Origin of the sequence: Actinomadura sp. NPDC049753 (assembly GCF_040674655.1) — a bacterium.
GTDB classification, from domain to species: Bacteria; Actinomycetota; Actinomycetes; order Streptosporangiales; family Streptosporangiaceae; genus Spirillospora; species Spirillospora verrucosospora.
On sequence record NZ_JBFARL010000116.1, the window covers coordinates 1 to 25,738 of the forward strand.

22 protein-coding genes and 1 pseudogene are annotated in these 25,738 nt (G+C 73.0%); 13 read left to right on the forward strand and 10 right to left on the reverse strand.

All coding sequences use genetic code 11. The features are described 5' to 3' along the window. Window positions 1-283 precede the first annotated feature (283 nt). Window positions 284-1,711: a DEAD/DEAH box helicase gene (locus tag AB0K37_RS26155; RefSeq protein ID WP_363985426.1), complete on the forward strand. Its 1,428-nt coding sequence runs from the start codon at window positions 284-286 to the stop codon at window positions 1,709-1,711. Between the two features lie 10 nt (window positions 1,712-1,721). Here AB0K37_RS26155 and AB0K37_RS26160 read toward each other — a convergent pair whose 3' ends face one another. After that, window positions 1,722-2,144 carry a DUF6010 family protein gene (locus AB0K37_RS26160; RefSeq protein ID WP_363985428.1) on the reverse strand — a complete coding sequence of 141 codons (423 nt, stop codon included), beginning with the start codon at window positions 2,142-2,144 and terminating at the stop codon, window positions 1,722-1,724. A gap of 181 nt (window positions 2,145-2,325) precedes the next feature. On the opposite strand from AB0K37_RS26160, the gene AB0K37_RS26165 reads away from it, so the two are divergent. After that, a complete protein-coding gene (locus tag AB0K37_RS26165) occupies window positions 2,326-3,288 on the forward strand; it encodes a helix-turn-helix domain-containing protein (RefSeq protein WP_363985430.1) in 963 nt (320 codons plus the stop codon). Between the two features lie 23 nt (window positions 3,289-3,311). On the opposite strand, the gene AB0K37_RS26170 is transcribed toward AB0K37_RS26165, so the two are convergent. The 3 genes from AB0K37_RS26170 to AB0K37_RS26180 form a co-directional block, all read right to left on the reverse strand. After that, entirely contained in the window at window positions 3,312-4,277 is a 966-nt protein-coding gene (locus AB0K37_RS26170) for a hypothetical protein (RefSeq protein WP_363985432.1), read from the reverse strand. Window positions 4,278-4,306: 29 nt separating this feature from the next. Then, on the reverse strand, window positions 4,307-5,152 hold the full coding sequence (locus tag AB0K37_RS26175) for a hypothetical protein (RefSeq protein ID WP_363985434.1): 846 nt from the start codon (window positions 5,150-5,152) through the stop codon (window positions 4,307-4,309). 392 nt (window positions 5,153-5,544) lie between these two features. Beyond that, window positions 5,545-5,940, reverse strand: a complete 396-nt coding sequence (locus AB0K37_RS26180; RefSeq protein WP_363985436.1) for a RidA family protein — start codon at window positions 5,938-5,940, stop codon at window positions 5,545-5,547. A 118-nt stretch (window positions 5,941-6,058) separates the two neighbouring features. Here AB0K37_RS26180 and AB0K37_RS26185 point away from each other — a divergent pair, with 118 nt between their 5' ends. Further along, the gene (locus AB0K37_RS26185) at window positions 6,059-7,027 is read left to right on the forward strand and encodes a WYL domain-containing protein (protein WP_363985438.1); all 969 of its coding nucleotides are present in this window, start codon (window positions 6,059-6,061) and stop codon (window positions 7,025-7,027) included. Between the two features lie 102 nt (window positions 7,028-7,129). Beyond that, window positions 7,130-7,669: a hypothetical protein gene (locus AB0K37_RS26190; protein ID WP_363985440.1), complete on the forward strand. Its 540-nt coding sequence runs from the start codon at window positions 7,130-7,132 to the stop codon at window positions 7,667-7,669. On the opposite strand, the gene AB0K37_RS26195 is transcribed toward AB0K37_RS26190, so the two are convergent. Continuing rightward, a complete protein-coding gene (locus tag AB0K37_RS26195) occupies window positions 7,653-7,766 on the reverse strand; it encodes a hypothetical protein (protein WP_363985442.1) in 114 nt (37 codons plus the stop codon). The two genes, AB0K37_RS26190 and AB0K37_RS26195, sit on opposite strands and share 17 nt — an antisense overlap. A 247-nt stretch (window positions 7,767-8,013) precedes the next feature. Further along, window positions 8,014-8,169 (reverse strand): annotated as a pseudogene (locus AB0K37_RS26200) (helix-turn-helix transcriptional regulator); the annotation flags it as partial. 360 nt (window positions 8,170-8,529) lie between these two features. Here AB0K37_RS26200 and AB0K37_RS26205 point away from each other — a divergent pair. Next, window positions 8,530-8,826: a hypothetical protein gene (locus AB0K37_RS26205; protein WP_363985444.1), complete on the forward strand. Its 297-nt coding sequence runs from the start codon at window positions 8,530-8,532 to the stop codon at window positions 8,824-8,826. 48 nt (window positions 8,827-8,874) lie between these two features. Here the strand turns inward: AB0K37_RS26205 and AB0K37_RS26210 are convergent, their stop codons facing one another. Together AB0K37_RS26210 and AB0K37_RS26215 are read right to left on the reverse strand one after the other, a co-directional pair. Beyond that, entirely contained in the window at window positions 8,875-9,147 is a 273-nt protein-coding gene (locus tag AB0K37_RS26210) for a hypothetical protein (RefSeq protein ID WP_363985446.1), read from the reverse strand. Window positions 9,148-9,254: 107 nt separating this feature from the next. Further along, complete coding sequence (locus AB0K37_RS26215) at window positions 9,255-12,002, reverse strand: AAA family ATPase (RefSeq protein ID WP_363985447.1); 2,748 nt, start codon at window positions 12,000-12,002, stop codon at window positions 9,255-9,257. Between the two features lie 195 nt (window positions 12,003-12,197). Here AB0K37_RS26215 and AB0K37_RS26220 point away from each other — a divergent pair, with 195 nt between their 5' ends. Together AB0K37_RS26220 and AB0K37_RS26225 are read left to right on the forward strand one after the other, a co-directional pair. Further along, complete coding sequence (locus tag AB0K37_RS26220) at window positions 12,198-13,397, forward strand: low temperature requirement protein A (RefSeq protein ID WP_363985449.1); 1,200 nt, start codon at window positions 12,198-12,200, stop codon at window positions 13,395-13,397. A gap of 161 nt (window positions 13,398-13,558) precedes the next feature. Then, window positions 13,559-14,212 carry a N,N-dimethylformamidase beta subunit family domain-containing protein gene (locus AB0K37_RS26225; RefSeq protein ID WP_363985451.1) on the forward strand — a complete coding sequence of 218 codons (654 nt, stop codon included), beginning with the start codon at window positions 13,559-13,561 and terminating at the stop codon, window positions 14,210-14,212. Between the two features lie 244 nt (window positions 14,213-14,456). Here the strand turns inward: AB0K37_RS26225 and AB0K37_RS26230 are convergent, their stop codons facing one another. Further along, window positions 14,457-16,346, reverse strand: a complete 1,890-nt coding sequence (locus AB0K37_RS26230) for a hypothetical protein (protein WP_363985452.1) — start codon at window positions 16,344-16,346, stop codon at window positions 14,457-14,459. A gap of 348 nt (window positions 16,347-16,694) precedes the next feature. After that, window positions 16,695-17,324, reverse strand: coding sequence for a hypothetical protein (locus tag AB0K37_RS26235; protein ID WP_363985454.1), 630 nt, complete (start codon window positions 17,322-17,324; stop codon window positions 16,695-16,697). 385 nt (window positions 17,325-17,709) lie between these two features. Here AB0K37_RS26235 and AB0K37_RS26240 point away from each other — a divergent pair, with 385 nt between their 5' ends. The 6 genes from AB0K37_RS26240 to AB0K37_RS26265 all read left to right on the forward strand — a co-directional run bounded on the left by AB0K37_RS26240 (window position 17,710) and on the right by AB0K37_RS26265 (window position 25,621). After that, the gene (locus AB0K37_RS26240; RefSeq protein ID WP_363985456.1) at window positions 17,710-18,936 is read left to right on the forward strand and encodes a helix-turn-helix domain-containing protein; all 1,227 of its coding nucleotides are present in this window, start codon (window positions 17,710-17,712) and stop codon (window positions 18,934-18,936) included. A 34-nt stretch (window positions 18,937-18,970) separates the two neighbouring features. Next, window positions 18,971-20,206, forward strand: a complete 1,236-nt coding sequence (locus AB0K37_RS26245; protein ID WP_363985458.1) for a helix-turn-helix domain-containing protein — start codon at window positions 18,971-18,973, stop codon at window positions 20,204-20,206. Window positions 20,207-20,373: 167 nt separating this feature from the next. Then, entirely contained in the window at window positions 20,374-21,792 is a 1,419-nt protein-coding gene (locus AB0K37_RS26250; protein ID WP_363985460.1) for a cytochrome ubiquinol oxidase subunit I, read from the forward strand. A 25-nt stretch (window positions 21,793-21,817) separates the two neighbouring features. Then, window positions 21,818-22,930 carry a cytochrome d ubiquinol oxidase subunit II gene (gene cydB / locus AB0K37_RS26255; protein WP_363985462.1) on the forward strand — a complete coding sequence of 371 codons (1,113 nt, stop codon included), beginning with the start codon at window positions 21,818-21,820 and terminating at the stop codon, window positions 22,928-22,930. 7 nt (window positions 22,931-22,937) lie between these two features. Then, on the forward strand, window positions 22,938-24,551 hold the full coding sequence (gene cydD / locus AB0K37_RS26260) for a thiol reductant ABC exporter subunit CydD (RefSeq protein ID WP_363985464.1): 1,614 nt from the start codon (window positions 22,938-22,940) through the stop codon (window positions 24,549-24,551). A gap of 119 nt (window positions 24,552-24,670) precedes the next feature. Continuing rightward, complete coding sequence (locus AB0K37_RS26265) at window positions 24,671-25,621, forward strand: ABC transporter transmembrane domain-containing protein (protein ID WP_363985466.1); 951 nt, start codon at window positions 24,671-24,673, stop codon at window positions 25,619-25,621. Window positions 25,622-25,738 lie beyond the last annotated feature (117 nt).

The following is a 25,738-nucleotide window of genomic DNA, read 5'->3' on the forward strand; positions in this document are numbered from 1 at the left end:
TGGTTTTTCTTCTTTTCTTGATTTGTGTTTTGTGCGTTTAGTGGTTCTGCCGAGTGCGGGCGTGTTGCTGGGGGGGCGGGGGCGCGCCGCGCCGCGGCCCCCCCCCACCGCGCTGCGTCGGGCCCTTGTCCGCGCCCCTCATCTCCCGGCCCGCGGCGGAACCCCCCGCTGGGCCGTTCCCGGTTCGTTCTTGAGAATCCTCCCCCCGGGCTCGCGTCGAGTCCGGGGTCTTGCATGACGGAGCACTTCCCTGACACGCACCGCTCCCAAGGAAGGCTTCACCATGCCCCGCGCCCCCCGATCGAGCGCCCGAGGATCCCGGCCTCGTCCCGCCCGCCGTCCGGCGGACGGGCAGCGAAGGCCCGCCGCCGAGGCCGCGCCCGCGCCCGCCGCCAAGTCCACGCCGCCCGCCCCCGCCGTGGCGTCGTTCGCCGAACTGCCGCTGCCGGCCCCGCTCCAGGAGACGCTGGTCCGCCAGGGCGTGACCGCGCCGTTCCCCATCCAGGCCGCGGCCCTCCCGAACGCCCTCGCCGGACGAGACGTCCTCGGCCGGGGACGCACCGGCTCGGGCAAGACGCTCACGTTCGGCCTCGCGGTGCTCGCCCGCACCGCCGGGCGCCGCGCCCAGCCCCGCCGCCCCCTCGCCCTGGTCCTCGTCCCCACCCGGGAGCTCGCCCAGCAGGTCACCGGCGCGCTCGAACCGTACGCGGACGCCGTGGACCTGCGGACGGCCACCGTGGTCGGCGGCCTGCCGATCGCGCGGCAGGCGAACGCGCTCGCGCGGGGCGCCGACGTCCTGATCGCCACGCCCGGGCGGCTCGCCGACCTGATCGAGCGCGGCGACTGCCGGCTCGACGCCGTGCGGATCACGGTGCTGGACGAGGCCGACCAGATGACCGACCTCGGCTTCCTGCCGCAGGTCACCCGGCTCATGGAGCAGACCCCGCAGGACGGGCAGCGGATGCTGTTCTCCGCCACGCTCGACGGCGGCGTCGACCGGCTCGTCCGCCGGTTCCTCAGCGACCCGGTCACCCACTCGGTCGACCCTCCGGCCGGAGCGGTCACCGCCATGGAGCACCACCTGCTCCACGTCGCCGACGAGGACAAGCACGAGACGACCGTGCACATCGCGGCCCGCGAGAGCCGCGTCATCATGTTCGTCGGCAAGAAGCACCAGGCGGACCGCCTCGTCCGCAAGCTGACCGCCCGCGGGATCAGCGCCGCGGCGATGCACGGCGGGAAGACGCAGTCGCAGCGCAACCGCGCGCTGAACGGCTTCCACAGCAAGGACATCACCGTGCTGGTCGCCACCAACGTCGCCGCCCGCGGCATCCACATCGACGAGCTCGATCTCGTCGTCAACGTCGATCCGCCCGCCGACCACAAGGACTACCTCCACCGCGGCGGCCGCACCGCCCGCGCCGGGAACGCCGGGACCGTGGTCACCCTCGTCCTGCCCGAGCAGCGCCGCGAGATGGACGCGATGATGGCCAAGGCGGGCATCACCCCCCGCGTCTCCCGCGTCCGCCCCGGCGACGCCGACCTCGCCCGCATCACCGGCGCCCGCACACCGTCCCGCACCGCCGCCGCTCCGAACACCGCCCCGTCCCGCAAGCCGCGTCCCGCCGCGTCCGGCTCCCCGCGCGGGAACTCCCACACGGCCGCCCCCTCGCGCAGGCCGCGGCGGCGAGCGTCCTCCCTCAACAGCTGACCCGGGCCGCTCAGGCTTCGTCGGCCGTCGCCCGCCGCCGCAGCCGGCGGACGGACGGCGCGATGAGGGACGGCCCGCCCGCCAGGCACCAGAGGGCGATGACCGGGTCGCAGATGGCGCAGCCGAGCGAGGATCCGTGCGCGAACGGGACGATCGGGTTGCCCTTCACGTGGTGCACCACGTCCCAGGCCGTGTGGAGCAGCCACCCGATCCCGACGAACGTCCACGATTCGAGCCCGCGGTAGGCGCAGTAGGTCACGGCGGCGGTGAAGAGGAACTCCCAGCCGCCGAGCCCGCCGCCGCTGAGGTAGGCGGCGCCCGCTCCGCCGACCATGACCGCGTTGAACCGGCGCCGGTGCGGCTCCCTGATCAACGACATCCCGGCGGCGTAGGCGGCACCGATCAGGATCGGCGCCAGGACGGTCATCAGCATCGGCTCTCCTCGGTAGGCCCGGTCATGCGGGACCGAAGCTAACCGTCCGCGATCACGCCGCCCAGTGGCGGAAACGCCACCTCCCAACGGAATTCCGCCAAGCCGTGCGACGCCCCACTGACAAGGCGGAACGGCCGGAGACACCCGTGGCGACGGCGCTGTGATCGGCTACGTTCTCGCCATGCACACCGTCGCCGTCCTCGCGTTCCCCGGAGTGATCCCGTTCGACCTGTCCACCCCGATCGAGGTCTTCACCCGGACCCGCCTGCCGGACGGCCGCCCCGCCTACCGGGTCCGCGTCTGCGCCGAGACGCCCGAGGTCGACGCCGGGGCGTTCACGCTCCGCGCGCCCTGGGGACTGGACGGCCTGCGGGACGCCGACACCGTCGTCGTCCCCGGCGCCGCGGACCCGACGGCCCCCCTGCCGCCCGCCGTCCACGACGCGCTGACGGCGGCCGCCGCCCGCGGCACCCGGATCGCCTCCATCTGCACCGGGGCGTTCCCCCTCGCCGCGACCGGGCTGCTCGACGGCCTGCGGGCGACGACCCACTGGTCCGCCGCCGGCCTGCTGGCCACCGCCCATCCCGATATCGAGGTGGATCCGGACGTCCTCTACGTCGACAACGGGCGGGTCCTCACCTCGGCCGGGGCCGCCGCCGGGCTCGACCTGTGCCTCCACATGATCCGCCTGGACCACGGCTCGGCGGTCGCCGCCGACGCCGCCCGCCTGTCGGTCATGCCGCTCGAACGGGAGGGCGGGCAGGCCCAGTTCATCGCGCAGCCGTGCCCGGCCACACCCCGCGGCTCCGTCCTTGAACCCCTGCTCGCCTGGCTCCAGGACGACCTGTCCCGTCCCCTCACCGTCGCCGACATGGCGGAGCGCGCCGGCATGAGCGCCCGGTCCCTCATGCGCCACTTCCGCGAGCAGACCGGCACCACGCCTCTCCAGTGGCTCCACCGGGCCCGCGTCCGCCAGGCGCAGCACCTGCTGGAGACCACCGAGCACACCGTCGAACGGATCGCCGCCCAGGTCGGCTTCGGCTCACCGACCGCCTTCCGCGACCGCTTCAAGCGCACCACCGGCGTCAGCCCCCACGCCTACCGCCGAGCCTTCCGCGCCCGCGGCCCCCGGGCCGTCCCTTAGCGGGATGGCGGCCCCGAAGCGCGTCAGCCCTCGACGCCCAGGTATCCGCCCGTGTAGTCGATCATCTTCCGGACATGCGCGGCGATGCGGTGGGGACATCCCTCGCGGTCGTCCACCCCCGCGGCGTCCGGCGCCACCGCACGAGCAAGAGGCGGCACGTCGCGGAGATTGATCCCGCGGTGCCCCTCCGGGTGCCGGCACGGCCGGTCGAGGACCGAGAGATCGAACGTCTGGAGGCCGTCGCGGTAAAGCGCGACCACGCCGGGAGCGGCGGCGCCCCAGGCGCAGTGCTGTGCCAGGTGGCTCACGGCCAGTGCCAGCGACGCCCGCTCCCTGGAACTCGCGTCGCCGAGCAGACGGCGCGCCGCCCACAGCGCCGCCAGCTCGGCCGTGGGATCGATTCTGCTGCCCTTCTGCCGCTCGATGCCGGTCATCAGCGCGTCGATGTCGAGTAGGCCGCCCCCCGTCAGGAAGCGCTCGTCCAGGTGTGCGGTGTCCGGGGCGTCGAAGCGCTCCGCCCGCGCGTCCTTGAGGACCTGTTCCGCCTCGGCGGCCAGCCCCGCGAGATAACCGGGACACGCGTACACCTCGATGTCCTCGCCGTCCGGGTGGCGGGCGAGCCACCCCTCCGGATCCCCGACACGAGCCACGACGTCGCCCGCCTCCTCGGGAACGTCGACCACCTGCGGATGCTCGTGCTCGCCGGGCGCCGCGCAGCCCGCGGCCTCCAGCACCGTCCCGGCACGTCCGGCCGCCTCGATCAGGTCGTCGATGAGCGCGGGGTCGGTGACCTTCCACCTGGCGTACCAGCGGCTCGCCCAGAGCGCGGCGGTCATCGCCCGCCCGTGCCGCGAACCCGGGTCGGACTTCGCCTCGGCGGCGATCCGACCGAGCAGCTCGAAAGGATCGCCGTAGGGATAGCCATGAGCCATGTTGGCGAGCTCGCCGGCCAGGCCCGCGTAGTCGACCGCTCCGTCGTCAGAGATCATTGACCAAGCAAACCAGCCCAGGCAGGCCCTCAGGAACAACGCCAGACGGTGCCCACCTGAGTACCGGCCCAGATGGCCCTGGTGTGCGGCACACGCGTCATCGAGTACGCGGTCACCCCGATAGGCGGGGTCGCACGGGTCCAGGAAGCGCCGTCGAAATGCAGCAGATGCGCGGGATCGAACGGGCTGGACACCCAGACGCCGCCCCGTCCATCGGAGGCGATCGAGCCGAGGAACCCCACCACGGACTTCGGCCGCACCTCGCCGAGCGGACCGGACGGATCCGGAAGCCGATGCACCGTGAACGCGGAGCCGTCCCAGTGGTGCAGCGTCGGCGGCGGGAACAACGGGTGCTGTTCGAGGGCGTAGAACCAGACGTCGTCCGGGGCGACGTACTCGATCTGCAGGATCCAGTGGGCCCATTCCGAGCCCCACGGTGTACGCGTCCAGTCCGTGCCGTCGAAGTGCCACAGCGGGGTCGGGCCGATCTGCGACTCGCCATATCCCCCGGCCCAGACGTCCGAGGCGCGTCCGGCGGCGACGGCGTTGAGCCCGGAGGGTTGCGGAAGGGTGAGCGCGTTCGTCCACTGGCCGTGCCGCCACACCGACACCGTCGTGGCGTCCTCGTGGATCCCGGTCGCCCACAGCCCGCCGGTCCGGTCGACGTCGATGGCCTGGAGCTGCCCGCCGGCGGGACCCGCCACCGTCGTCCAGCGGCGCCCGTTCCAGTGCAGCAGATCAGTGCGCTCCTGGGCGTTCCGACCTGCGGCAAGAGCCCACACGTCCGCGGCACGGTGCGCGCGGACATCGTTGACGACGACCAACCCTTCAGGCATCGCGACGCGCGACCAGCCGCGCGGGGTCCGATGCAACATGACGGCACGCGAGTCCGGCTGAAACGCGTTCTCGGTGCCCCCGGCGAAGACGTGCCACGGGTCCGGCGCGGCGATACCGAGCAGATGACTCCGCCCCGCCAAGGGCGGCGCAGGCACATCAACCCACTCCCCCACCGACGGTGCATCGGCCCGCGCAACCCCGCCCAGCGGTCCGGCAACAACACCCCCGACCAGCGCGGCACCCCCCACCCCAAACGCGCGCCGCGACAACAGAGGATTCCACGAGCTCCGACCCACAGCGCCTCCTCGAGCGACCGACCAATCATCGCCAGTATTTGCTGGCAAGATCAGGTCATGCCACCCCCTGACCTCATACGGCCACCCCTCCCCGCCACCGCCGCCGACACCACGGCGGTGGCGGGGAGGGTGGGTCAGGCGGCGGCGGTGGCTTCTAGTTCGACCAGGAGGGTGGGGATCGCCAGGCGGGTTACTCCGAGCATTGTGGTGGTCGTGGCCACCTTGGCGGCGGCCAGGCGGGAGGCCAGGACTCCGTAGTGTTGGAAGAGCAGGTCGACGTCGGTGGTGTAGACGTTGAGGCGGACGAGGTTCGCCAGGGACATGCCGGCCTCGGCGAGGACGGCCTCCAGGTTGTCGAGGCTCAGTGCGAGCTGGGCCGCCATGTCGCCGGCGTGCTGGGGCTTGCCGTCTCCGCTCATCGCGGTCTGGCCAGAGCAGTACAGGGTTCGGGTCTGTCCGGAGACGACCTCGCCCTGGTTGTAGCCCAGGTCCACCGACCACGTCCACGGGTTGACCGTCGTACGCTCCATTGGCTTATAGCTCCATTCGATTCGTTGGGAGTGCGTCATCGGGCGCCCTCGGGCGTCGTGGAAGAGCCTTCCAACGAATCACGACATCCTGTGTCATGTATTTCAGTAGGTTCTTGGTGTGCGTGCTGACCGGTTGGTCTCGCTGGTGTTGTTGCTGCGCCAGCATGGTCGGCTGTCTGCGACGGCCCTGGCCCGGGAGCTGGAGGTGTCGACGCGTACGGTGCTGCGCGACATCGAGGCGTTGTCCGCGGCGGGGGTCCCGGTCTACGCCGAACGCGGTCGGCACGGCGGTTTCGCGTTGCTGCCCGGTTTCCGGACCGAGCTCACCGGGCTGAACCACGAGGAGGCGCTCGCGCTGCTGGTCGCCGGATCGCGGCGCGGGGCGCAGGCGTTCGGCCTCGGCTCGGCGCTCGCGTCGGCCATGCTCAAGGTGGTGGACGCGCTGCCCGAGAGCTACCGGGACACCGCGGCCGACGCGGCCCAGCGGCTGCTCATCGAACCCGACGCCGACCTTCTCGCGCGCCGGCTGGTCGCCGAGGAAGTGCCTGAGGCGGTGGCGGCCGAGGTCAGGCGCGCGGTGTTCGCCGGACACAAGCTGCGCATCCACTACGCGGCTGTGGATCAGACCCCGAAGTGGCGCACGGTGGACCCGATCGGCCTCGTCACCGTCCGCGGCCTGGGCTACCTGCTGGCCACGAGGTCCGGCGAGGACCGGACGTACCGGCTGTCGCGGATCCTCGCTGCCGAGGAACTGGACGAACCCGCAGAGCGGAGGGAGCGGATCGATCTGGATCGGGCATGGCAGGAGCGCAGCACGCGGTTCCGGACGGGCGGCGACCAGGTCGCCGTCCTCGCACGGGTGCACCCGGCACGGCGGAAGGATCTGGTCGGCACCGCGCTGGCCGTCCTCGCCGAGGAAGACGACACGGACGGCTGGCTGCGGCTGGAGATGACCTTCCAGGATTCGAGGCACGCCGTTTGGGCGCTGTGGCAGGTCGCCGACAGCGCGGAGGTTCTCGCCCCGCAGTGGTTGCGCACCTCGCTGCGCGACCGCGCCGCCGCCATCGCCGCGCGCTATGGCGACTAGCGCTGACGCACTGGTCGCCTTGCGTGCGGTCAGCGGGCGGGAGCAGGTAAGTTCTCGCGGACGATCTTGCCTCTCGCTTCCAGCCGATCGGACGCCGCCCCGATGGACAGTGCCTACTCCCCCGTTCCAGAACTGAACCTGCTCAGCGAACTTGAGAAGAGGCTCGACGGAGAGTTCATCTCGGACGGTTTCGAGATGTTCGAATTCGGGGAGCCGCAGCACGACTCGTGGTCGGACGCCCCGGAGTTCGTCGAGGCGTTCCTCCCCTTCGCTGCCGCCACCGGCTCAGGCTCGTTCTACGCCCTGTGGCGCGTGGACGACCGCCCGGACCTCGCCACCTTGCCGATCGCGGCGTTCGGCGACGAAGGAGGGATCCATCTCACCGCGCGCCACCTTCGGGACCTGTTCCGCCAGCTCGCGAGCGACCGGCCGCTGTCGGTCGACTGGGGCGACGCCTACTTCGCCGAGTACGAGGGGTACCACCGCGAACGCGACGGCGCCCCCGAGGCGCACGCGACCTATGTCGCATGGCTGAAGCAGCACTTCGGCCTGGATCCGGTGAGCGACCCCAACGACCTGATCAAAGCGGCCCGAGACGATTTCGGGGCACGGTTCGAGACCTGGATCAGGCCGTTCCTATGACCGGTGTGACGCGCGTGACCAGCGCCTGCCGTTGCATTCGCAGCCGGACCCGTCGTTCGACCTCTTCGGCTTGAAGATCCGGTCGGTTCCTCCTCAAGAGGGCGCAGAGGTAGTCGGGGGATTTGAAAGAGGCCCGGCACCAACTCCGGCGAGTACTCCTCTCGGCCGCTCGCGGCCTCTTCCAGGCCGATGAAGAGATCGAATCCCTCGGGGATCACGTCGCCGTAGGCGTGCCACCATCCCTTTCCCTTGGTCTCCTTGGCCAGGTCCATCAGGGCGATCTTCAGTTCCTCGGATGCGCCGTACACGCGGCACATGGTCTCCACGTCGTGAGAACGCAGGGACGTTTGGCCGGTCTCGATCCTCCACATCTTTGCTTCCGACCATTCAAGAGCTTTCGCCGCGACTTGTACTGTTAAGCGCGCATTAGTCCGAAGTTCTCGGAGGTACCGGCCGAGTTGCCGCCGGGGGACGGTCGAACCCGTGGTCGCTTCCGACACTCACATCACCTCCATCTCGCATCTCGGGGGCGCCTTTCACCCGGAATGAAAGCATCCCCTCGTTCAGTCCGCAACAGGTCTCTGACCTGCGAAAATTCTCGTCAGAGAATCGATCCGACCTCTTGCGGACGTTGCTTTCAGGGTGCTCTACTCTGAGTCAGCACGGGAGTCGATCGCGATAATCCGTGATCACGGCGAGCCGGACAGGGCGCCCGTTCCGCGCATCGCCACACCAAGAGGAACAACCAGTCCCCCGCACCAAAAAGAGGCCGAGCATGAAAAAGAACCGACGTTCCCCGGACGGCTCCCGCCGGGCGCCCGGGGCGTGATCCCGCAACGCGAGGGGGAAGTGGCGGCGGCATGACTCCATCGATTCCGCATTGCCCCGGCGAGGGCTCGAAGGGTGCGGAGTTCACGACCACGCTTGGGAACCTGCTGCGAGGCCAGAAACTCGCGGTCGAGAACGTCGCCGCTCTGCGCCTGCGTGTGGCTAAGGAGCCGGAGGCGTCCGGGCTGGAGGTCGAGTGCCGGCGCCGTGCGAGCGACGGCGAGCGCTGGTGGTTCGTCCAGGACGGTATCTGGATGTGCGAGGCCGACAGCCCCGTGAACGCCGTCGTCCTGGTGAAGGCGGCTCTCGGCGCGGACGCGGACGGGTGAACGGGCCGTACGCCGCTCCGCCGGCGTGAACCTCTCCATCGCCCGCGGCTAGGGCTCGTCGGAGGGGAAGTCCGTCGAGCGGCTCACGGCGGCCCACTGCTCGGCCTCGGCGGCACGGGCCTCGGCGGACCTGCGGGCCAGGGCGAGGGCGTCGCCGCCGAGGATGAGGCGGCGGGGCGGATCGTCGGCGGCGACCACGTCGATGACGGCCTTGGCGGCGCGGGCCGGGTCGCCTTGCTGGGCGCCGTCGTCGGCCTGCCGGTAGCCGTTGATGGCGCCGACCGTCTCCTCGTAGTCGGGGCCGACCGGATGGAGCTCCATAGACGAGCCCTCCGTGCCGATTCCGTGCGCCGTCCACGACTCTCTTCCGGAGGGAGAGCGGCCACCTCCGTCATCTGACGGTGAGACCCGAGGTGAGTCGTTCGGGGTCAGCTGTCGCCGGCCCTGGCCAGGGCGTCGCGCAGGGCCGCCCGTGAGGTGATGCCCAGTTTCGGGAAGACGCGGTAGAGGTGGGAGCTGACCGTGCGCGGGGACAGGTGCGTCCGCTCCCCGATCTCCTTGTTCGTCAGCCCGGTGGCGGCGAGTTCGGCGATGCGGCGCTCCTGCCAGGTCAGGTCCGTCAGGGAGACGAGGGAGGCGCGGGCGGGCGCCCCGCATGCCCGGAGTTCGGCGCGGGCCCGTCCGGCCCAGCCGGAGGCGCCGAGCAGTTCGAACGACTCCGCGGCGCTCGTGAGGACGGGCCACGCCGGTCTCGGCCCCTGGGCGTGCCTCAGCCGGACGCCGCGGGCGAGGCGGATGCGGGCCAGCTCGAACGGGAAGCCCGCCGCCGCCGGAGCGGACTCGGCCCGCGCGTACATGTCCTCCGCCTCCTTCTCGCCGGGCGCGGTCATCGCCAGCGCCCCGTAGGTGATCAGCGCGAGGCGCGGCGATATGCCGGGCAGGCCCGCTTCGAGCGCGGCTTCGGCGTGCAGGCGGGCCTCCTCCAGGCGGCCGGTCTGCACCGCCGCCTCGACCAGGTCGAGCAGCGTCCGGGACGCCTGGTGCGCGCAGTCCTCGAACGAGCCCGGCGCGGTGATGCCGATGGCGTGCAGGTAGGCGCCCTCATAGTCGCCCTCGCCGAGGGCCGCGGCGGTGCCGACGGCGTCGGCGATCTGGGTCAGGAAGCCCACGCCGCGCGGCCGGGCCCAGGCGTCCACGACGGCCTGCGCCTCCCGGGCGCCGTCCAGGTCGCCGCGCATCGCGGCGAGAAGGCCGAGATGGGCACGGCTCTGATGGGCGAGCAGGACGTAACCGTGGGACGTGGTGAGCTCCAGCGCGCGGCGGCCCGTCCGCTCGGCCTCGTCCCACTCGCCGGTCGCCATCTGGTCGAGCATGAGCAGTTGCAGCACGGTCATGCCGTTGGCCACGGCGCCGGTCCTCACCTCCTGGTCGGCTGCGCGCCGCAGGTAGGGGCGGAACGGGCTCAGCGCGTCGACCTGGGAGGCGGCGATGGCCAGGCGCGAGACGTCCCACGGCTCCAGGGCGGACGGGTCGGCGAAGGCGCGCTCGACGCGTTCGCGCAGGCCGGCGCCGTGGCGGACGACGTCGCTCCAGGCATCGTGGTAGATCGCGGCTCTGGGATCGACGCGGCCGGAGAGGGGGCGCAGGAGCCGCCTCGTGCGTTCCCACGTGCCTTTGTCGCCCGCGTACTGGCTGATGGCGAGGAGCAGGATCACGAGCCGGTCGAGCGTCTCGCCGGAGTCCGGCGCGTCCCGCCCCGCCAGTCGCTCGATCGCGGCCGCGACCCGGTGGTGCGAGGAACGGACGTCCCCGTCCTCGTGGAGGGCGACGTACCCGGCGGTGACGGCCGTGGACGACGGCTCGGACCCGTCCGGCGGCGGGACGGAGCGGACGATCCGCTGGGCCTGGTCCAGGAGCGCGGAGTGTCCGGCGATGAAGGCCGCGTCGCCGAGCCGCCTGGACCGCGCGGCGGGGTCCTCGCTCAGCTCGGCGGCGCGGGTCAGCCAGGTCACGGCCGCCATCGCGTGCCCGCGCCGCGTGGCCGAGTCGGCGGCGGCCTCCAGCGCGGCGGCCGTCTCCTCGTCGGGGTCGACCGCCGACGCCGCCAGGTGGTGGGCGCGGCGCTCGACGTCGTCGCGGTGCAGGCGGGCGAGTTCCGCGTGCGCCGCCCGCCGCCGGTCGGGCGTCGCGAGCCGGACGACGGCGGAGCGGATCAGCGGGTGCCGGAAGACGAGGTCGCCGTTGACGGGGTCGAGGTCGAGGAGGCCGGACGCGGCCGCCCCGTCCACGTGGCGCATCCGGTATCGCGCGCCGTGCGCGCGGTTCGCGGCGGCGCCCGCTCCGACCCCGTCCAGGGCGCCCTTCAGCAGTTCCGCGCGCTCGGACGGGTCGAGCCGCGCGATGCGCGTGCCGTAGACGTGCTGAAGCCGTCGCGGTAGAGGGATGTCGAGGAGCTCCCCGGCGGCGCGCCCGGCGCGCTGGTCGTCCAGGTAGGGAGGCAGATCGAGGAGGGCCAGCGGATTGCCCTGGGCGTGTTCCAGGACGACCCGGCGGGCCTGCTCGCCGAGGTCGGGATAGCGCAGGTCCAGGAGCCGTCCCGCGGCCTCGTCCGTAAGGGCCGTCACCGCGAGTTCGGGGAGAGCGGCCGTGTCGAACCGCGAGGGAATGTCGTCCCGCACGGCGATCAGCATCTTGGCCGGGCCGCCCGCCAGGCGGCGTCCGACGAAACCGCACACGTCGGCGCTGGCGGCGTCCAGCCACTGGCCGTCGTCGATCAGCAGCATCGGCGGGTTCTCCGCGCCCGCCAGGGACAGCAGGTCGAGGACGGCGATGCCGAGCGCCATGACCGACGGCGGCTTCCCCTCGCGCCGCCCGAAGACGACGTCGAAGACCGCGCGGCACCCCTCGTCCAGCCCGGGCAGGCGGGTCAGCAGCGGGTGGACCAGCTGGTGCAGGCCCGCGAAGGGCAGTTCCGCCTCCGCCTCGACCCCGGCGGCACGGATCACCTCGTACCGGTGCGCCGCAGCGACGCCCGCCGCGTGGTCGAGCAGGGCGCTCTTGCCCACCCCGGCCCCGCCCCGCAGGACGAGCGCCTGCCCGGCGGCCGCCGCGACGAACGCGGACAGCCGCTCCCGCTCTCCGTCGCGTCCCACCATCGTCGAGGCGTCCGCGTCCACGGCTCCCGCTCCTCTCACCGCCGCGCAGGCCGGCCGCGCGGCAGGGGTCAGGTTCACGAGGGTAGAACCGGAAACCGGGTGCCGGCGACCGGCGGGGAGGGCCGGTCGGGGCCTGTCGCCGCCGGAACGGGGCGACACGCTTCGGTGCCCGCTGACCAGCGGTGACGTTGATCTCCAGGCCGGTACCCTGTGCCGGTGGCAGACCTCTCGTGGCGGCGCCCGGCGATCACGCCCGAATCCCACCGGGCGACCTCCTTCGAGATCTTCTTCGACCTCGTCTTCGTGTTCGCGATCACCCGGGTCGTCTCGTTCATGGAGCATTCCCCGTCCGCCCTGTCCCTCGTGCGCGGGCTGATCCTTCTCCTCCTGCTCTGGTGGTCCTGGGCGGCGTACGCCTGGCTGGGCAACCGGGTGCGCGCCGATCGCGGCGTGGTCCGGACCGGGATGCTGGTGGTGATGGCGGCCCTGTTCGTCGCGGCCCTGGTCATGCCGGACGCCTTCGGCCGCCACGCCGCGGGGGTCGACGCGCCGCTCGTCCTGGCGGGCGCCTTCTGCGTCGTCCGGGCGGTCTACTTCGGGCTGTACCTGTCTTCGGTCGCGGGCGACCGCAGGCTGCGCGACCAACTGCTCCTCGACGCGATCCCCCAGACGATCTCCCTGTTCGCCCTTGTCGCAGGGGCGGTGCTCGGCGGGACCTGGCAGACCGTGCTGTGGGCCGCCGCGTTCGCCGTCGACTTCGGCGGGGGCCGGATCGCCTCCGGCCTCGGCGGCTGGACGGTCCGCAGCGCCGGCCACTTCGCCGAACGGCACCGCATGGTGCTGATCATCGCGCTGGGCGAGTCCCTGATCTCCGCCGGCGCCGGCGCGGGCGACTCGATCGCCGGTGCCATGGTGCTCCTGGCCGCGCTGGTCGGGTTCGTCGCCGTCGTGTGCCTGTGGCTGCTGTACTTCCGCGGCTTGGCGGACGCCGCCGAGGACACCCTGGAACGCGCGTCCGGCCTGCGCCGCGCCCAGATCGCCCGCGACGCCTACACCATGGTCCACTTCCCGCTCATCGCCGGCGCCCTCTACATCGCCCTCGGCGCCCACGAAGTCCTGGCCGAACTGTCCGGCGACACCGCCGACCACGGCCGGCCCTTGGAATGGCCCGTCCTGACCGCCTTGTACGCGGGGGCCGCCGCGTTCCTTCTGGGGCGGGCCGCGTTCGCCAGGCTCACCGTCCGTTCCGCTCCGGCGGCGCCGCTGGTCGTCGCCGCAGCGTTCTTCCCGCTGATCCCCGCCGCCCGGCTCCTGCCCGCGATCGCCGCGCTCGGCCTGGTGAGCGGGCTGCTCCTTGGCCTGGTCGCCTTCGAGCGGCGGACCGCCGTCCGGTACGGCGCCGCGGACCCCGGGTGAGGGCCCGCGGCCGTCGGTCAGAGGGACGGGGCGGTGAAGGTCAGGGTGCGGGCCGGGTTGGTGACCATGAGCATGTCCTCCTGGCGGCCGACTCGGCGACATAATTGCGCGAACTGGCACGAACCAGGTGCCTCCACCGGACTCGTCCGGGACCGGCGGTTATGCGGGCGCGGGGTGGGAAGACGATCTCTGGTACGTGGCGGTGGACGGGTTGCCCCCACATCCGGTTCGAGGCGACGGCGCTGGGCGCCGACCGGCTGGTGGTCTGCTACAAGGACTCCTCCGCCGACCCCGTCGCCCGGACGAACCCGGCCGAGTCGACCCAGGACTGGCGGCTGCCGCCGAAGCCGCGCCCGGAGAGCGACATCATCGGCATCCAGTACATGTGCTTTCCGGCGGAAGGCGCGTTCACCGTCTACCGGCCCGACTTCTGGCTGTTCCGCGGCACCGGCGTGCGCGCGGGAACCCGGTTCCCCGGCATGGTCGGCCCCGAGGCCGACGCGATCGCCCCCGGCGGCCCGACGCCGCCGACACTGGAGATCGTCGGACGGTCCCCGATCAGCTGCGGGACCGGCGGCGCCGTCGCGCACGCGTCCTACTACACCACCCGCAGTGGGGCCGGGGTCTTCGCCACCGGCACCATGCGCTGGGTGTGCGCGATGCGGGGACGCGCCTGCGGCCACGGCGTCGACGAGGCGGGCCGCGCGTTCGTCACGCGGGTGACCGACACGCTCGTCCGGGCGATGGCCGCCGGGCCGCTCGGGCGCGGCCATCCGTCCCGCCCCAACTCCAAGGAGCTCGCCATCGCGCCCTGAGGCACGCCGCCGGACGCCGAGGCCTGCGGCGATCGTGTCAGGCGGCGATGACGGCCGTCGTGGTGCGGCCGCCGTCCACGTCCAGGGTGATGCCGTGGACGAAGGCGGCCTCCTCGGCCGCCAGGTAGACGGCGGCGTGTCGCCTCCCACGAGTCCAACTTGGCGGCGGCCTTGGCGTCCACAGGGTGTGGACGCGCGGGGGCGCCCCCGAAGGACGGGCCTTCGGGGGCGCCTCCGCCCGGCGCTAGCGGCGGGCCTTCATCTTGTAGGTGGCCTTCTTCGGGGCCGGGGTGGGGGCCTTGGCCGTCTTGCGCGGGGTCTTGCCGGACTTGAGGATCTGCTTGAGCTTGGCGGCGACCGGGCCGGACGCCAGGGTCTGCGGGGTGTTGCTCGCGTTGATCCCGTTGCCCAGGTTGAGGACGCCGGTCAGCTTCATGGAGTTCTGCGAGGCGGGCGACGGCAGCCCCATGAGCTGGTTGATGACGCCGTCGAGCATGCCGAACGGGCCGCAGCCCCTGGCGGCGGGGACCTCGATCGGCGCCTCCAGGGAGACGGCCGCCGGGACGAAGCCGAGGTGCGGGTCGCCGTTCGGGGAGCCGGCCAGGAAGTTGGTCGGCAGGCTCGCGGTGATCGGGCCGATGACGCAGGTCGTGCCGAGCAGCTGGTTGTTCAGGTGCACGTTGAGCGGCACCCGCACGCCGAGCCCGGTGTCGGTGAGGTAGGCGTGCACCTTGCCGGCCAGCGTCTGGCTGATCGTGAGGCGGTTGACGTCCCACATCGCGGCGGGCGACTTGCCGAGGATCGGGCCGATCAGCGGCAGCTGCCCGATGAGGCCGCCCGGCACCTCCACCTGCTTGGAGATGAGCTGCTCGCCGACCACGGGCGGGTCGAGGACGAAGTCGCCGGTCTCGTCGGGCGCTCCGAGGGAGCCGGTGATGCGGATGGCGCCGCTCGGGAGGCTCTGCCGGAAGGTGCCGATCTTGACGTCGCCGCCGGTGGTGACCTGCGTCTGGCAGAGGGACTCCACCGCGCACTGGTTCTGGAAGCGCGCGGCGGGGGTGGGGTTGCTGCCCGGGGCCCCGGCCGGCAGCGCCGGGTGGGACGTGCCGGACGGCGGGGCGGCCGGGTCGAAGTGCCCGATCAGGCCGCGGCCCGGCTCGGTGAACCACAGGTGGCCGCCGGGGCCGTTGACGATGCGGGTCGGCGCCGAGAGGGTCGCCGGCAGCGGGTACTCGGCGATCTCGCCGGTGGCGGGGTCGAGGCTGCCGATGTTGCTGGCGGCGGCCTCGGTGAACCACAGCTTGCCGTCCCGCGCGACGATGCCGGTCGGGTCGGAGTCGGGGCGCGGCGTCGCGTACTCGGCGACCTCGCCGGTGGCCGGGTCGATGCTGCCGATCCGGCTGACGCCGGGCTGCGTGAACCACAGCTTGCCGTCCGGGCCGGACACGATGTCGCCCATGCCCGGGTAGCCCTGGTAGGTGAACGGCGTGTCGTAGGGGGTGACCTGGCCGGTGGCGGGGTCGAGCCGGCCGATCCGGCCGCTGGTGTCGGTGAACCACACCGCCTGGTCCGGGCCCACGGTGACCGCGTACGGGGCGAGGCCCGTGGCGTAGGCCGTGACGTTGCCGGACGGGTCGACCCGCCCGATCGTGCCGGAGTACCCGCCGGTGATCCACACCGATCCGTCCGGGCCCGGCGCGATGCCGTTGACCTGGGCGTTGGCGAAGTTCACGTCGCCCGTCACCGGCAGTTCGAACAGCGTCGCGGCGCCGTTCGCCGGGTTCACGCGCCCCACCCGCGGGACGCTGTAGGACATGTCGGTGAACCAGAGCGCGCCGTCGCTCGCGGCCGTCATCGCGTCCGGGACGCCGGCCTGGCCCTGCGAGTTCTCACTGATCTTGAACTCGGTGACCTTGCCGTCGGCGCCGACGCGGCCGATCCCGCCGGCGTTCGCGGCGTACCAGAGGGTGCCGGACGGTCCGGCGGCGAGCCCGACCGGCGCGACGTCGGGCACCGGCAGCGCCACCTCGGTCACCTGGCCGTCGGCCGACGCCGGCGGCACCGCCGCGAGCGGGCTCAGGCCCAGCACCGCGGCGAGGGCGAGTGATCCCGCCCGTGTACGTCGATGGCGCATGCCATCGCCTCCTATGGTTCCTCATCCCCGAAAGCCGACAGGAGTAGCGGTGGTCGCGAGGGACCACGGTGGCCGCGAGGGCCACGGTGATCGTGAAGGACCACGGGGGCCAATAGAAACGCTGGAGTGTCCAGAGTCAAGCAAGATCGCCAGAACGGGCCGCTACCGGCCAACCGGTACACCGGAACGTTCCGGGACGCAACGCCGGGCGCGAACCACGTCCGCGCCCGGAGGCGTCCCCCGGACAGGCGGCGAGCCGGAAACGCGTCGGCGTTTCCGGCTCGCCTAGGCGGTGCGGAGGACCGGGGGGTGGACCGCCTCCGCGGTCGTGAGCGCGGGATCAGGGGGTCACGGCGAGGTGACGTTGATCTGCGGGAAGGTGCCGCCGCTGTTCTTGACGATGTAGGCGCCGGTCAGCGAGGCGGAGTGGCCGTTGCCCGCGATGCCCAGGCAGCCGGAGGTGACGTTGCTGATCGTCAGACCGCTGCCGCCCGCGGTGAGCTTGCCGGTGCCGTTGGTGTACGAGCCGGACGCCGTGCCCTTGATGTCCATCTGGCAGAGGCCGAACGCCGCCGAGGCGTGCGCGGAGATGCCGCTGATGCTGCCCGGCGTGACGCCGCCCGACGTGGGACCCGTGACGTTCACCTTCCAGGGGAGGGCGTTCGTGGTCACGGTGAAGGAGAATCCGCCGCCGTTGCAGTTGCTGAACCCGATCGAGCCGATCGTGCCGACCTGGAGCGGCGAGGCGCCGCTCGTGGTCCCGTTCGGGATGCTGCCCGTGCCGGTGGACACGGTGCAGGTCACCGCGACGCCGGTGGTGGTGTCGGTGATGACGAGGTTGCCGGAGTTCGTGGCGGTCACCGAGCCGCCGTTCGTCACGGTCGCGGTGAGGTTGGCCGCGTGGGCCGGGGCGGCGAGGAACAGAGCGAGAGCGGAGGCGCTCGTGGCGGCGAGTGCCGCAGAGGTGATCTTGCGCACGGGAATGACCTTTCCTGGGGGTGGGACCGGGTGCCTGGGGACCGGGCACGGGCCTTCCTGCGTGGGTGGGTGTGAGCTCACCATTCACCTACTAGCCGGTACGGTAAGCGGAGAATTTCACGCTGGACAAGGTTCGGACGCGGGGCCGACGCCGATTCCGGCAAGGTCTGTCAACGGATGAGTAAATCGCTTCGCGAAGTTTGTTCGCCGATGAGGGGGCGCCGGGAGCGTTGAAGCGGTCGGACCGGAACGCGCCATTGAGGATCGCCGATACCGGCGGCGCCGTCGGCTCACCGCAGCGAGAGCCTTCCAGCGACCCTATTACTTTTCACGCCGCCGTTCCGGGACCTTTCCGACCAGGAACCCCGTGGGTATTTTGAACGGCATGTCGCTTCCGGTGGGGCAGCGCGATCCGGCGCTCGGACGGGAGGGTGCGGTCGTGCGACCCGAGCCGGCACCTCCCGAACTCGTGGAGGTCCTGCGGTCCGGGCTCCCCGGACTGGCCGAGGAGATCTACACGGCCGTCCGCGCCACCGTCCCCGACGTCGCGGTCGCCGACGGCGGCCCGCCCAGCCCGGAACGGGTCGTGCGGGAGGCCATGCGCACCTACGTGGCGCGCTTCGCCGACCCCGCGGAGCCGCTGGACGGGCTGCTGGAACTGCTGCACTCGTTCGGCCGCAGGGAGGTCACGGGCAACCGGAGCCTGGAGTCCCTGCACGCCGCGATCCACATCGCCTTCGACACCTCCTGGCACCGGATCACCGAGGTGTGCGTCCGCAACAAGGTGTCGGGCGCCGACCTGGCCCGGGTCGCGGAATTCCAAATGGCCTTCATGGACCAGATAATCGACCCGATAGTCGAGGCCTATCTGGACCAGGGGCTGAAGGCGCCGGTCGACCTCGTCCATTCGCGCAGGCTCCTGATGCGGGGCCTTTCCACGCGTCCGGTCGCCTCCCGCGAGACGATCGACCACCTCGCCGCGAAACTCGGCTGGAACGTGCCGGAGACCGCGACGCCGGTCGCGGTCCGCCGCGGCACGCGATGGCGGCCCGCCGCCGCGCGCCGCGACGTCCTGTCGGCCCTCGGCGGGACCGCGCCCTGGCTGCTCGTCCCCGGCGGGGTGGACGAGGCCCGGCGCGCCCTGCTCGGCGCGGCGCTCGACCGCGGGCCGGTCGTGGTCGGCCTGACCGTGCCGCTCGGCGAGATCCCCGACGCGCTGCGCTGGGCGCGGGGCGTGCTCGCCCTCGCCGAGGACGGCGTGTTCGACCCCGCGCCGCTGATCAGCGCCGAGGAGCACCTGCTGGACCTGTGGCTGACCTGCGACCCGCCCCTCGTGGAGGAGATCGCGCGGCGCCGGCTCGGCGGCCTGGCCGGCCTGCCCGAGGGCAAGCGGCGCGCGCTCACCGAGACGCTGCGGGTCTGGCTGGAGCAGTGGAGCACGGCGGCCGACGTCGGACGCCGGCTGCACCTGCACCCCCAGACCGTCCGGTACCGGCTCCGCCAGATCAGGAAGGAGATCGGCGGCCGGCTCGACGACCCCGAGACGCGCTTCGTCCTGGAGGCGGTCCTGAAGGCCCGCCGGCGGACGCCGCCGGGACGCCCCGCCTCCTGACATCCCCGTCACCCACCCCCACGGAGCGTGTGCGATGCCGAGGCCGTTCTCTCCGGGCGGCGTGACGCCGCAGGAGTCCGCCGAACTGCGTGAGCTCGTCGCGGCGCTGTCGCCGGACGTCCGGACGACCGTCGTCCCGGGCCTGGTCGACGAGATCGTGGAGAGGATCCGCGCCGCGATCCCCGCCTACGCGCGGCCTCCCGGAAGCGCTTACAACCACGTCATCCGCATGGCCGTCGAACGCAACGTGCTGGGCTTCCTGGACTGGCTGGCCGACCCCGCGCAGCCGCTGGACCGCCGCGACGAGCTGTGCCGCAAGATGGGCGCGTTCGAGGTGATGGAGGGGCGCCCGCTCACGGTGCTCCAGTCGGCCTACCGTGCCGCGACGCAGGTGGCGTGGTCCCGGATCCGGGCGATGCTGGACGACCAGGTCGCGTCCGTCCTGGCGGTCTCAGCGCTCGCCGAGGCCGTGATCGCCTACATGGACGACGCGGCGGCCCTGTCCCGGGAAGGCTACGAGCGGGCCAAGGCGGAAGCGTGCGAGGGACGCGACAACGCCCGGCTGGCCCTTCTGCGCGCGCTCGTCGGCTCCCCGTCGGCGATCGAGCCCGACCCTGCCGCCGACTGGCCGCTGCCGGACGAGGTCACGCTCGTCGCCCTTCCCTCCGGGACGCTGCCCGTCTCACCCCTGCTGGACGCCGACGTCCTGCTCGACCCGGCGGACCCGGCACCCTACTTACTCGTCCCCGGCCCGCTCACCGACCACCGGCGGGCGATGCTCGAAGCGGCCCTGGCCGGGGAGCGCGCCGCGGTGGGCCTGACCGTCCCGCGCGCCCGCGCCGCCGACTCGCTCCGCTGGGCCAGGCGCCTGCTCGACCTGAAGGACGTCCTGCACGACGGCACCCTTACCTTGTGCGAGGACCATTTGATGAGCCTGTGGCTGCTGGCCGACGGCGCGCTGATGGACCAGATCACGCGCCGCGGCCTGGCGCCCCTCGCCCCGCTCAGCGAGCGGCGCAGGCTGCCGCTCCTCGACACGCTCGCCGTCTGGCTGCGGACCCGCGCGCCCGCGACGCGGATCAGCGAGGAGCTCGGTGTGCACGTGCAGACCGTCCGGTACCGGATGCGCGTCCTCGAACACCTTCTCGGCGACGAGCTCGCCGACCCCGGCACCCGGTTCGCCATCGAGGCCGCGCTGCGCACCCGCAGGCTCCGGACCCGGCAGCTCGACGCCCCCTCGGCGCCCTGCCCGGCCGACACGGCGCCCTGACCCGCGGGCCGCGACGCCGCCGCGCGGGCGACAACTTGATCAACGATTGACCGCGGACTGCCTTTCTCCGGCCGGGCGGCCGGGAAACCTGCCCAGTGCATGCCTGTCGGGGCGGCCTCCCGAGGGCGCTCTGCCGCCGAGATCTCCGACGACGGGAAGGAAGCGGGGTGGAGACGACAGCGGTGCTGGACCGGTGGCAGTTCGCGGTCACCATCGTGTACCACTTCCTGTTCGTGCCGCTCACGATCGGCCTGGCCTGGTTCGTCGCGGGCATGCAGACCGCCTGGCACCGCACCGGCCGGGAACACCACCTGCGGATGACGCGGTTCTTCGGGAAGCTCTTCCTGATCAACTTCGCGCTGGGGGTCGTCACCGGGATCGTGCAGGAGTTCCAGTTCGGCATGAACTGGTCGGTCTACTCCAGGTTCGTCGGATCGGTGTTCGGGGCGCCGCTGGCGATCGAGGGCCTGGTGGCGTTCTTCCTGGAGTCCACCTTCATCGGGCTGTGGCTGTTCGGCTGGAACCGGCTGTCCCCGCGCGTCCACCTGGCGATGATCTGGCTCGTGGTGGCCGGCACGTCGTCGTCCGCCTACTTCATCCTGGCGGCGAACAGCTGGATGCAGCACCCGGTCGGCTACGCCATGAAGGGCGGGCGCGCCGAGATGACGTCGCTCGGCGACGTCCTCCTCCAGCCGCTGCAGGTCACCCACTTCTTCCACACGATCGCCGCCTCGCTGGTGACGGCGGGGCTCCTGGTCATCGCCGTGGCCGCGTACCGGCTCCGCAGGGCCCGGCGGGAGGACGCCGGGCCGGGCGACCCGGACGTGACGCTGTTCCGGGCCGCCGCGCGGGGGGCGCTCCGGGTGACGGCGGCGGCGTCCGTCGTGGTGATCGGCGTGGGGCACTTCCAGGCGCAGCTGCTGGTCAGGTACCAGCCGATGAAGATGGCCGCGGCCGAGGCCCTGTACGAGACGCAGGCGCCCGCGCCGCTGTCCCTGCTGGCGATCGGGCCCTGGGAGAAGCACCCGGAACGCACCGACGTCGACATCGCCATCCCGCACGGCCTGTCGGTGCTGTCCACGAACGACTGGAACGGGAAGATCCGCGGGATCAACGACATCCAGCGCGAGTACGAGCGGCGGTACGGCCCCGGCGACTACACGCCGGTCATCGGCAGCATCTACTGGTCGTGGCGCGTGATGCTCACCGTCGGGTTCCTTGTGCTGCTGTACAGCGCCGCCTGGCTGTGGATCATCCATCGGCGCGGGTGGGCGGCGTCCCGCTGGTTCGCGCGGACGGCCTACGCGTTCCTCGCGCTGCCGTTCCTCGCCAACACGGCCGGCTGGCTGGTCACCGAGATGGGACGCCAGCCGTGGATCGTCCACGGGCTGCTGAGGACGAACGACGCGATCTCCCCGACGGTCGGGACCGGCCACGTGATCGCCACGCTGGCCGGCTTCGCCGCCGTCTACGGGGTGCTCGCCGCGATCATGGGCTGGCTGATGGTCCGGGCGGTCCGCATCGGCCCGGAACGCCCCGCCCCGGAGGTGACCCGCGAGGACGCGCTCCCGCCCATGCTCCACTGACCTGCCATCCGGAAGGTGCAACACCATGGAGACCGCAGGGCATCTCGATCTCCAGACGCTGTGGTTCGTGCTGATCGCGGTGCTCTGGATGGGGTTCTTCCTGCTGGACGGCTTCGACTTCGGCGTCGGGATGCTCTACCCGTTCCTCGGGCGCGACGATCCGGAGCGGCACGCGCTGCTCGCCACGATCCTGCCCGTGTGGGACAGCTACGAGGTGTGGATCATCGTGGCGGGCGGCGCGACCTTCGCGGCGTTCCCCGGCTGGTACGCGAGCATGTTCTCCGGCTTCTACCTGGTGTTCTTCGGGATCCTGGTCGCGCTCATCGTGCGCGGCGTCGCGATCGAGTACCGCAACAAGCACGACGCGCCGTCCTGGCGCCGCCGCTGGGACGTCGCGATGCCGATCTCCAGCCTGGCCATCCCGTTCCTGCTCGGCGTCGTGTTCGCCGCGATCACGCGCGGCGTGCCGATGGACCCGCGCGGCGATGTCACCGGCGGGCAGGGCGTGCTGTTCAGCGGCTACTCGGTGCTGGCCGGGTGCGCGCTCGTGGCGGCGTTCGCGCTGCACGGCGCGCTGTTCCTCGCCGTCCGCACCCATGGCGGCCTCGAAGAGCGGGCGCGCGGCTTCGCGCTGGCGCTCTACCCGGTCGCCGCGGTGCTGCTGATCGGCTTCACGGTGTGGACGGCGGTGCAGGCGTCGTCGTCGGCGCCCCATCCCGTGCCGGTGTACGTGCTGCTCGGGCTGGGCCTGGCGGCGGCCGCCGCGTCCGGGCCGCTGGCGCTGCTGCAGCGTCCGCTGGCCGCGTTCGCCGGGACGTCCGCCGCGACCGTGCTGCTGGTCGCCGCCCTGTTCGCCCGGCTGTACCCGCGGGTCATGGTGTCGTCCACGGCCGGTTCCCCCAGCCTGACGATCTACGGCACCGCGTCCAACCACTACTCGCTGGTGGCGATGACGATCATCGCCGGCGTGTTCGTGCCCGTCGTGCTCGTGTACCAGGCCTGGGCGTTGTGGGTCTTCCGGGCGCGGCTCTCGCGGGAGGACTTCGCGCGCCCGCCGACCCCGCTGCACATGATCACGCGGGGGGCGGAGGGGCCCGGATCGTCGTCGGGGGGCGCGGCCGCCGAGGGCGGGGAGTAGGGCGCGGATGCGGGCGCTCGATCCCTGGCTGCCCCGGGACGTCCCCGGCGTCCGCCGGTTCCTGGCGGCGGCGGGGGCGGCCGCCGCGTGCTCGGCGGCGCTCACCGTCGCGCAGGCCGCGCTGTTCTCCCACATCGTCGTCGCCGGTTTCCTCGGGGGCCGCGACGCCCGGGACGTCCTGCCCGCCCTGTTCGGCTTCGCGGGGGTGGGCGCGGCGCGCGCCGCTCTCGGCTGGGCGTCGGAGACCGGCGCCCGCACGGCCGCGTCCCGCATGGTCGGCGAGCTGCGCGGGCGGGTGCTGCGCCGGATCGTCCGGGCGCGCCCGGGGAGCGTGCCGTCCGGCGAGGCGGTGACCGTCACCACGGACGGCGTCGAGGCGCTGGAGGTCTACGTCGCCCGGTTCCTGCCGTCGCTGGCGACCGCCGCGCTCGCACCGCCCGCGATCCTCGCGTGGGCCGCCTTCCGGGACGCCCCGTCGGCGCTGGTCATGGCCGCCACCCTGCCGCTCGTCCCGCTGTTCGGGGCGTTGATCGGCACGTCGACCAGGGCGCGGACCCGGGAGCGGTGGCGGGCCCTCGCCCTGATGAGCGGGCACTTCCTGGACGTGGTGAGCGGGCTGACGACCCTGCGCGCGCACCGCCGGGGCCGCGCCCAGGCGACCGCCGTCGCCGCGACCGGCGACCGCTACCGGCGGGAGACGATGCGCGTCCTGCGCACGGCCTTCCTGTCGGCGTTCGTCCTGGAGCTGGCCGCCACCCTCGGCACGGCGCTGGTCGCGGTCGGCGTCGGCCTCCGGCTGACGACCGGCGGCATCGGCCTGGAGGCGGGCCTCGCCGTCCTCGTCCTCGCGCCGGAGTTGTACGGGCCGCTGCGCGGGCTCGCGGCCGACTTCCACGCCGGCGCGGACGGCCTGACCGCGTCGCGGCGGCTGTCCGCGCTGCTCGCGCTGCCTCCCGCCGTGCCGTCCCCGGCGCGCCCTCGTCCGGCCGTGTTCGGGACCGTCCGGCTGGAGGACGTCACCGCCGCGTACGACGGCCCGCCCGTGCTGTCCGGGATCTCGCTGGAGATCCGCCCCGGAGGGTTCACCGCGCTCGTCGGCGACAGCGGCGCGGGCAAGAGCACCCTGCTCGCGCTGCTCCTGCGCTTCGTCGAGCCGGCGTCCGGGCTCGTCACCGTGGACGGCGCGGACCTCGCCGGCGTCGACCCGGACGAATGGCGGCGCCTGGTCGGCTGGCTGCCGCAGCGCCCGCGCCTGCGCCCCGGCCCGGTGCTGGAGGCGATCGCCCCGGCCGGGCCCGGCGGGCTGAGCCCGGTCACCGCGGCCGAACTCGCCGGAGCCGGGTCGCTGCTGCACCGCACGGTGGGCGAGGCGGGCGACGGGCTCTCCGCCGGAGAGGTGCGGCGCGTCGCCCTGGCGCGGGCACTGGCCCGTCCCGCGCCCCTCCTCCTGCTGGACGAGCCCACCGCCCACCTCGACCCGGCCACCGCCCGGCAGGTGAGCGACGCCGTCCTGGCCCTGAGCGGCCGGACGGTCGTGGTCGCCACCCACGACCCGCGGCTCGCCGCGAGCGCGGACCAGGTGATCGACCTGCCCGGCTTCCGCGCAGGAGCCCTCACATGAACGAGCGCTCGGCAGCAGCCGCACACGACCCAGCACTCCCGGCGGGTTCCGACCCTGTGATCGAAGTGACCGAACCTCGATGCCGAACAGGTGAGCAGTCTTCTGGCAGGAGCGCTCGTGTGGGCGGGGGGACGTTGGCGGAGCTGGTCGGGGCCGCGCGGCCGGTCGCGCACCGGTTCGCCGGAGCCGCGCTGTGCGGTGCGCTCGCCTTCGGGTCGGGCGTCGCCCTGATGGCGACGTCCGGTTACCTCATCTCCCGGGCCGCGCTCCACCCGCAGGTCGTCGCGCTGGCCGTGGCGATCACGGCGGTGCGCGCGCTCAGCCTGTCGCGGGCCGCGTTCCGGTACGCCGAGCGCCTGGTCTCGCACGACGCGTCCCTGCGGCTGCTGCGGGAGCTGCGGGTGCGGTGGTTCCGGCGGCTGGAGCCGCTCGTCCCGGGCGGGCTGCCGGGCGCCCGGTCGGGCGACCTGCTCAGCGGGTTCGTCGCCGACGTCGAAGCCGTCCAGCACCTGTACCTGCGCGGGTTCGCCCCGCCGCTCGTCGCGCTGACCGTGGGAGCCGGGACGGTCGCCGCCACCGCGTGGCCGCTGCCCGCCGCCGGGCTCTGGCTCGCGCTGGGGCTGCTGCCGGCCGCGCTCGTCCTGCCCGCCGCGGCCGCCGCGCTCGTGCGCGCCGCCGCGTCCCGGCGGACCGAGGCGCGCGCGGTGCGCGCCGCCGAGACCGTGGAGTTGCTGCACGGCGCCCCCGACCTGGCCGCCTTCGGGCGGGTGGACGAACAGCTCGGACGGATCGGCGCCGCCGACGCCGCCCTGGCCCGGATCGCGCGCCGCGACGCCCGCACCGCCGGGTTCACCTCGGCGTCGGTCACCCTGCTCACCGCCGCGACGACGCTCGCCGTCCTGGTCGTGGGGCTGAACGCCGTCCATCGGGGCGCGCTGCCCGGAGTCCTGCTCGCCGCCCTCGCGCTGGCGGCCGCCGCGGCGTTCGAGGCCGTCCGGCCGCTGCCGGAGGCGGCCCGCGACCTGCTCACCGCGTACGGCGCCGCCGCCCGCCTGGGCCGACGAGCTTGACGTACTGGGCGTGCTCGTCGGCACGCAGCGCACCCTCTACACCTACATCGCCGTCGGAGTCGTACAGCCGGACCCAGGCGTGCCCGGAGACGGTCAGCAGCTCGATGCCGCCGATGC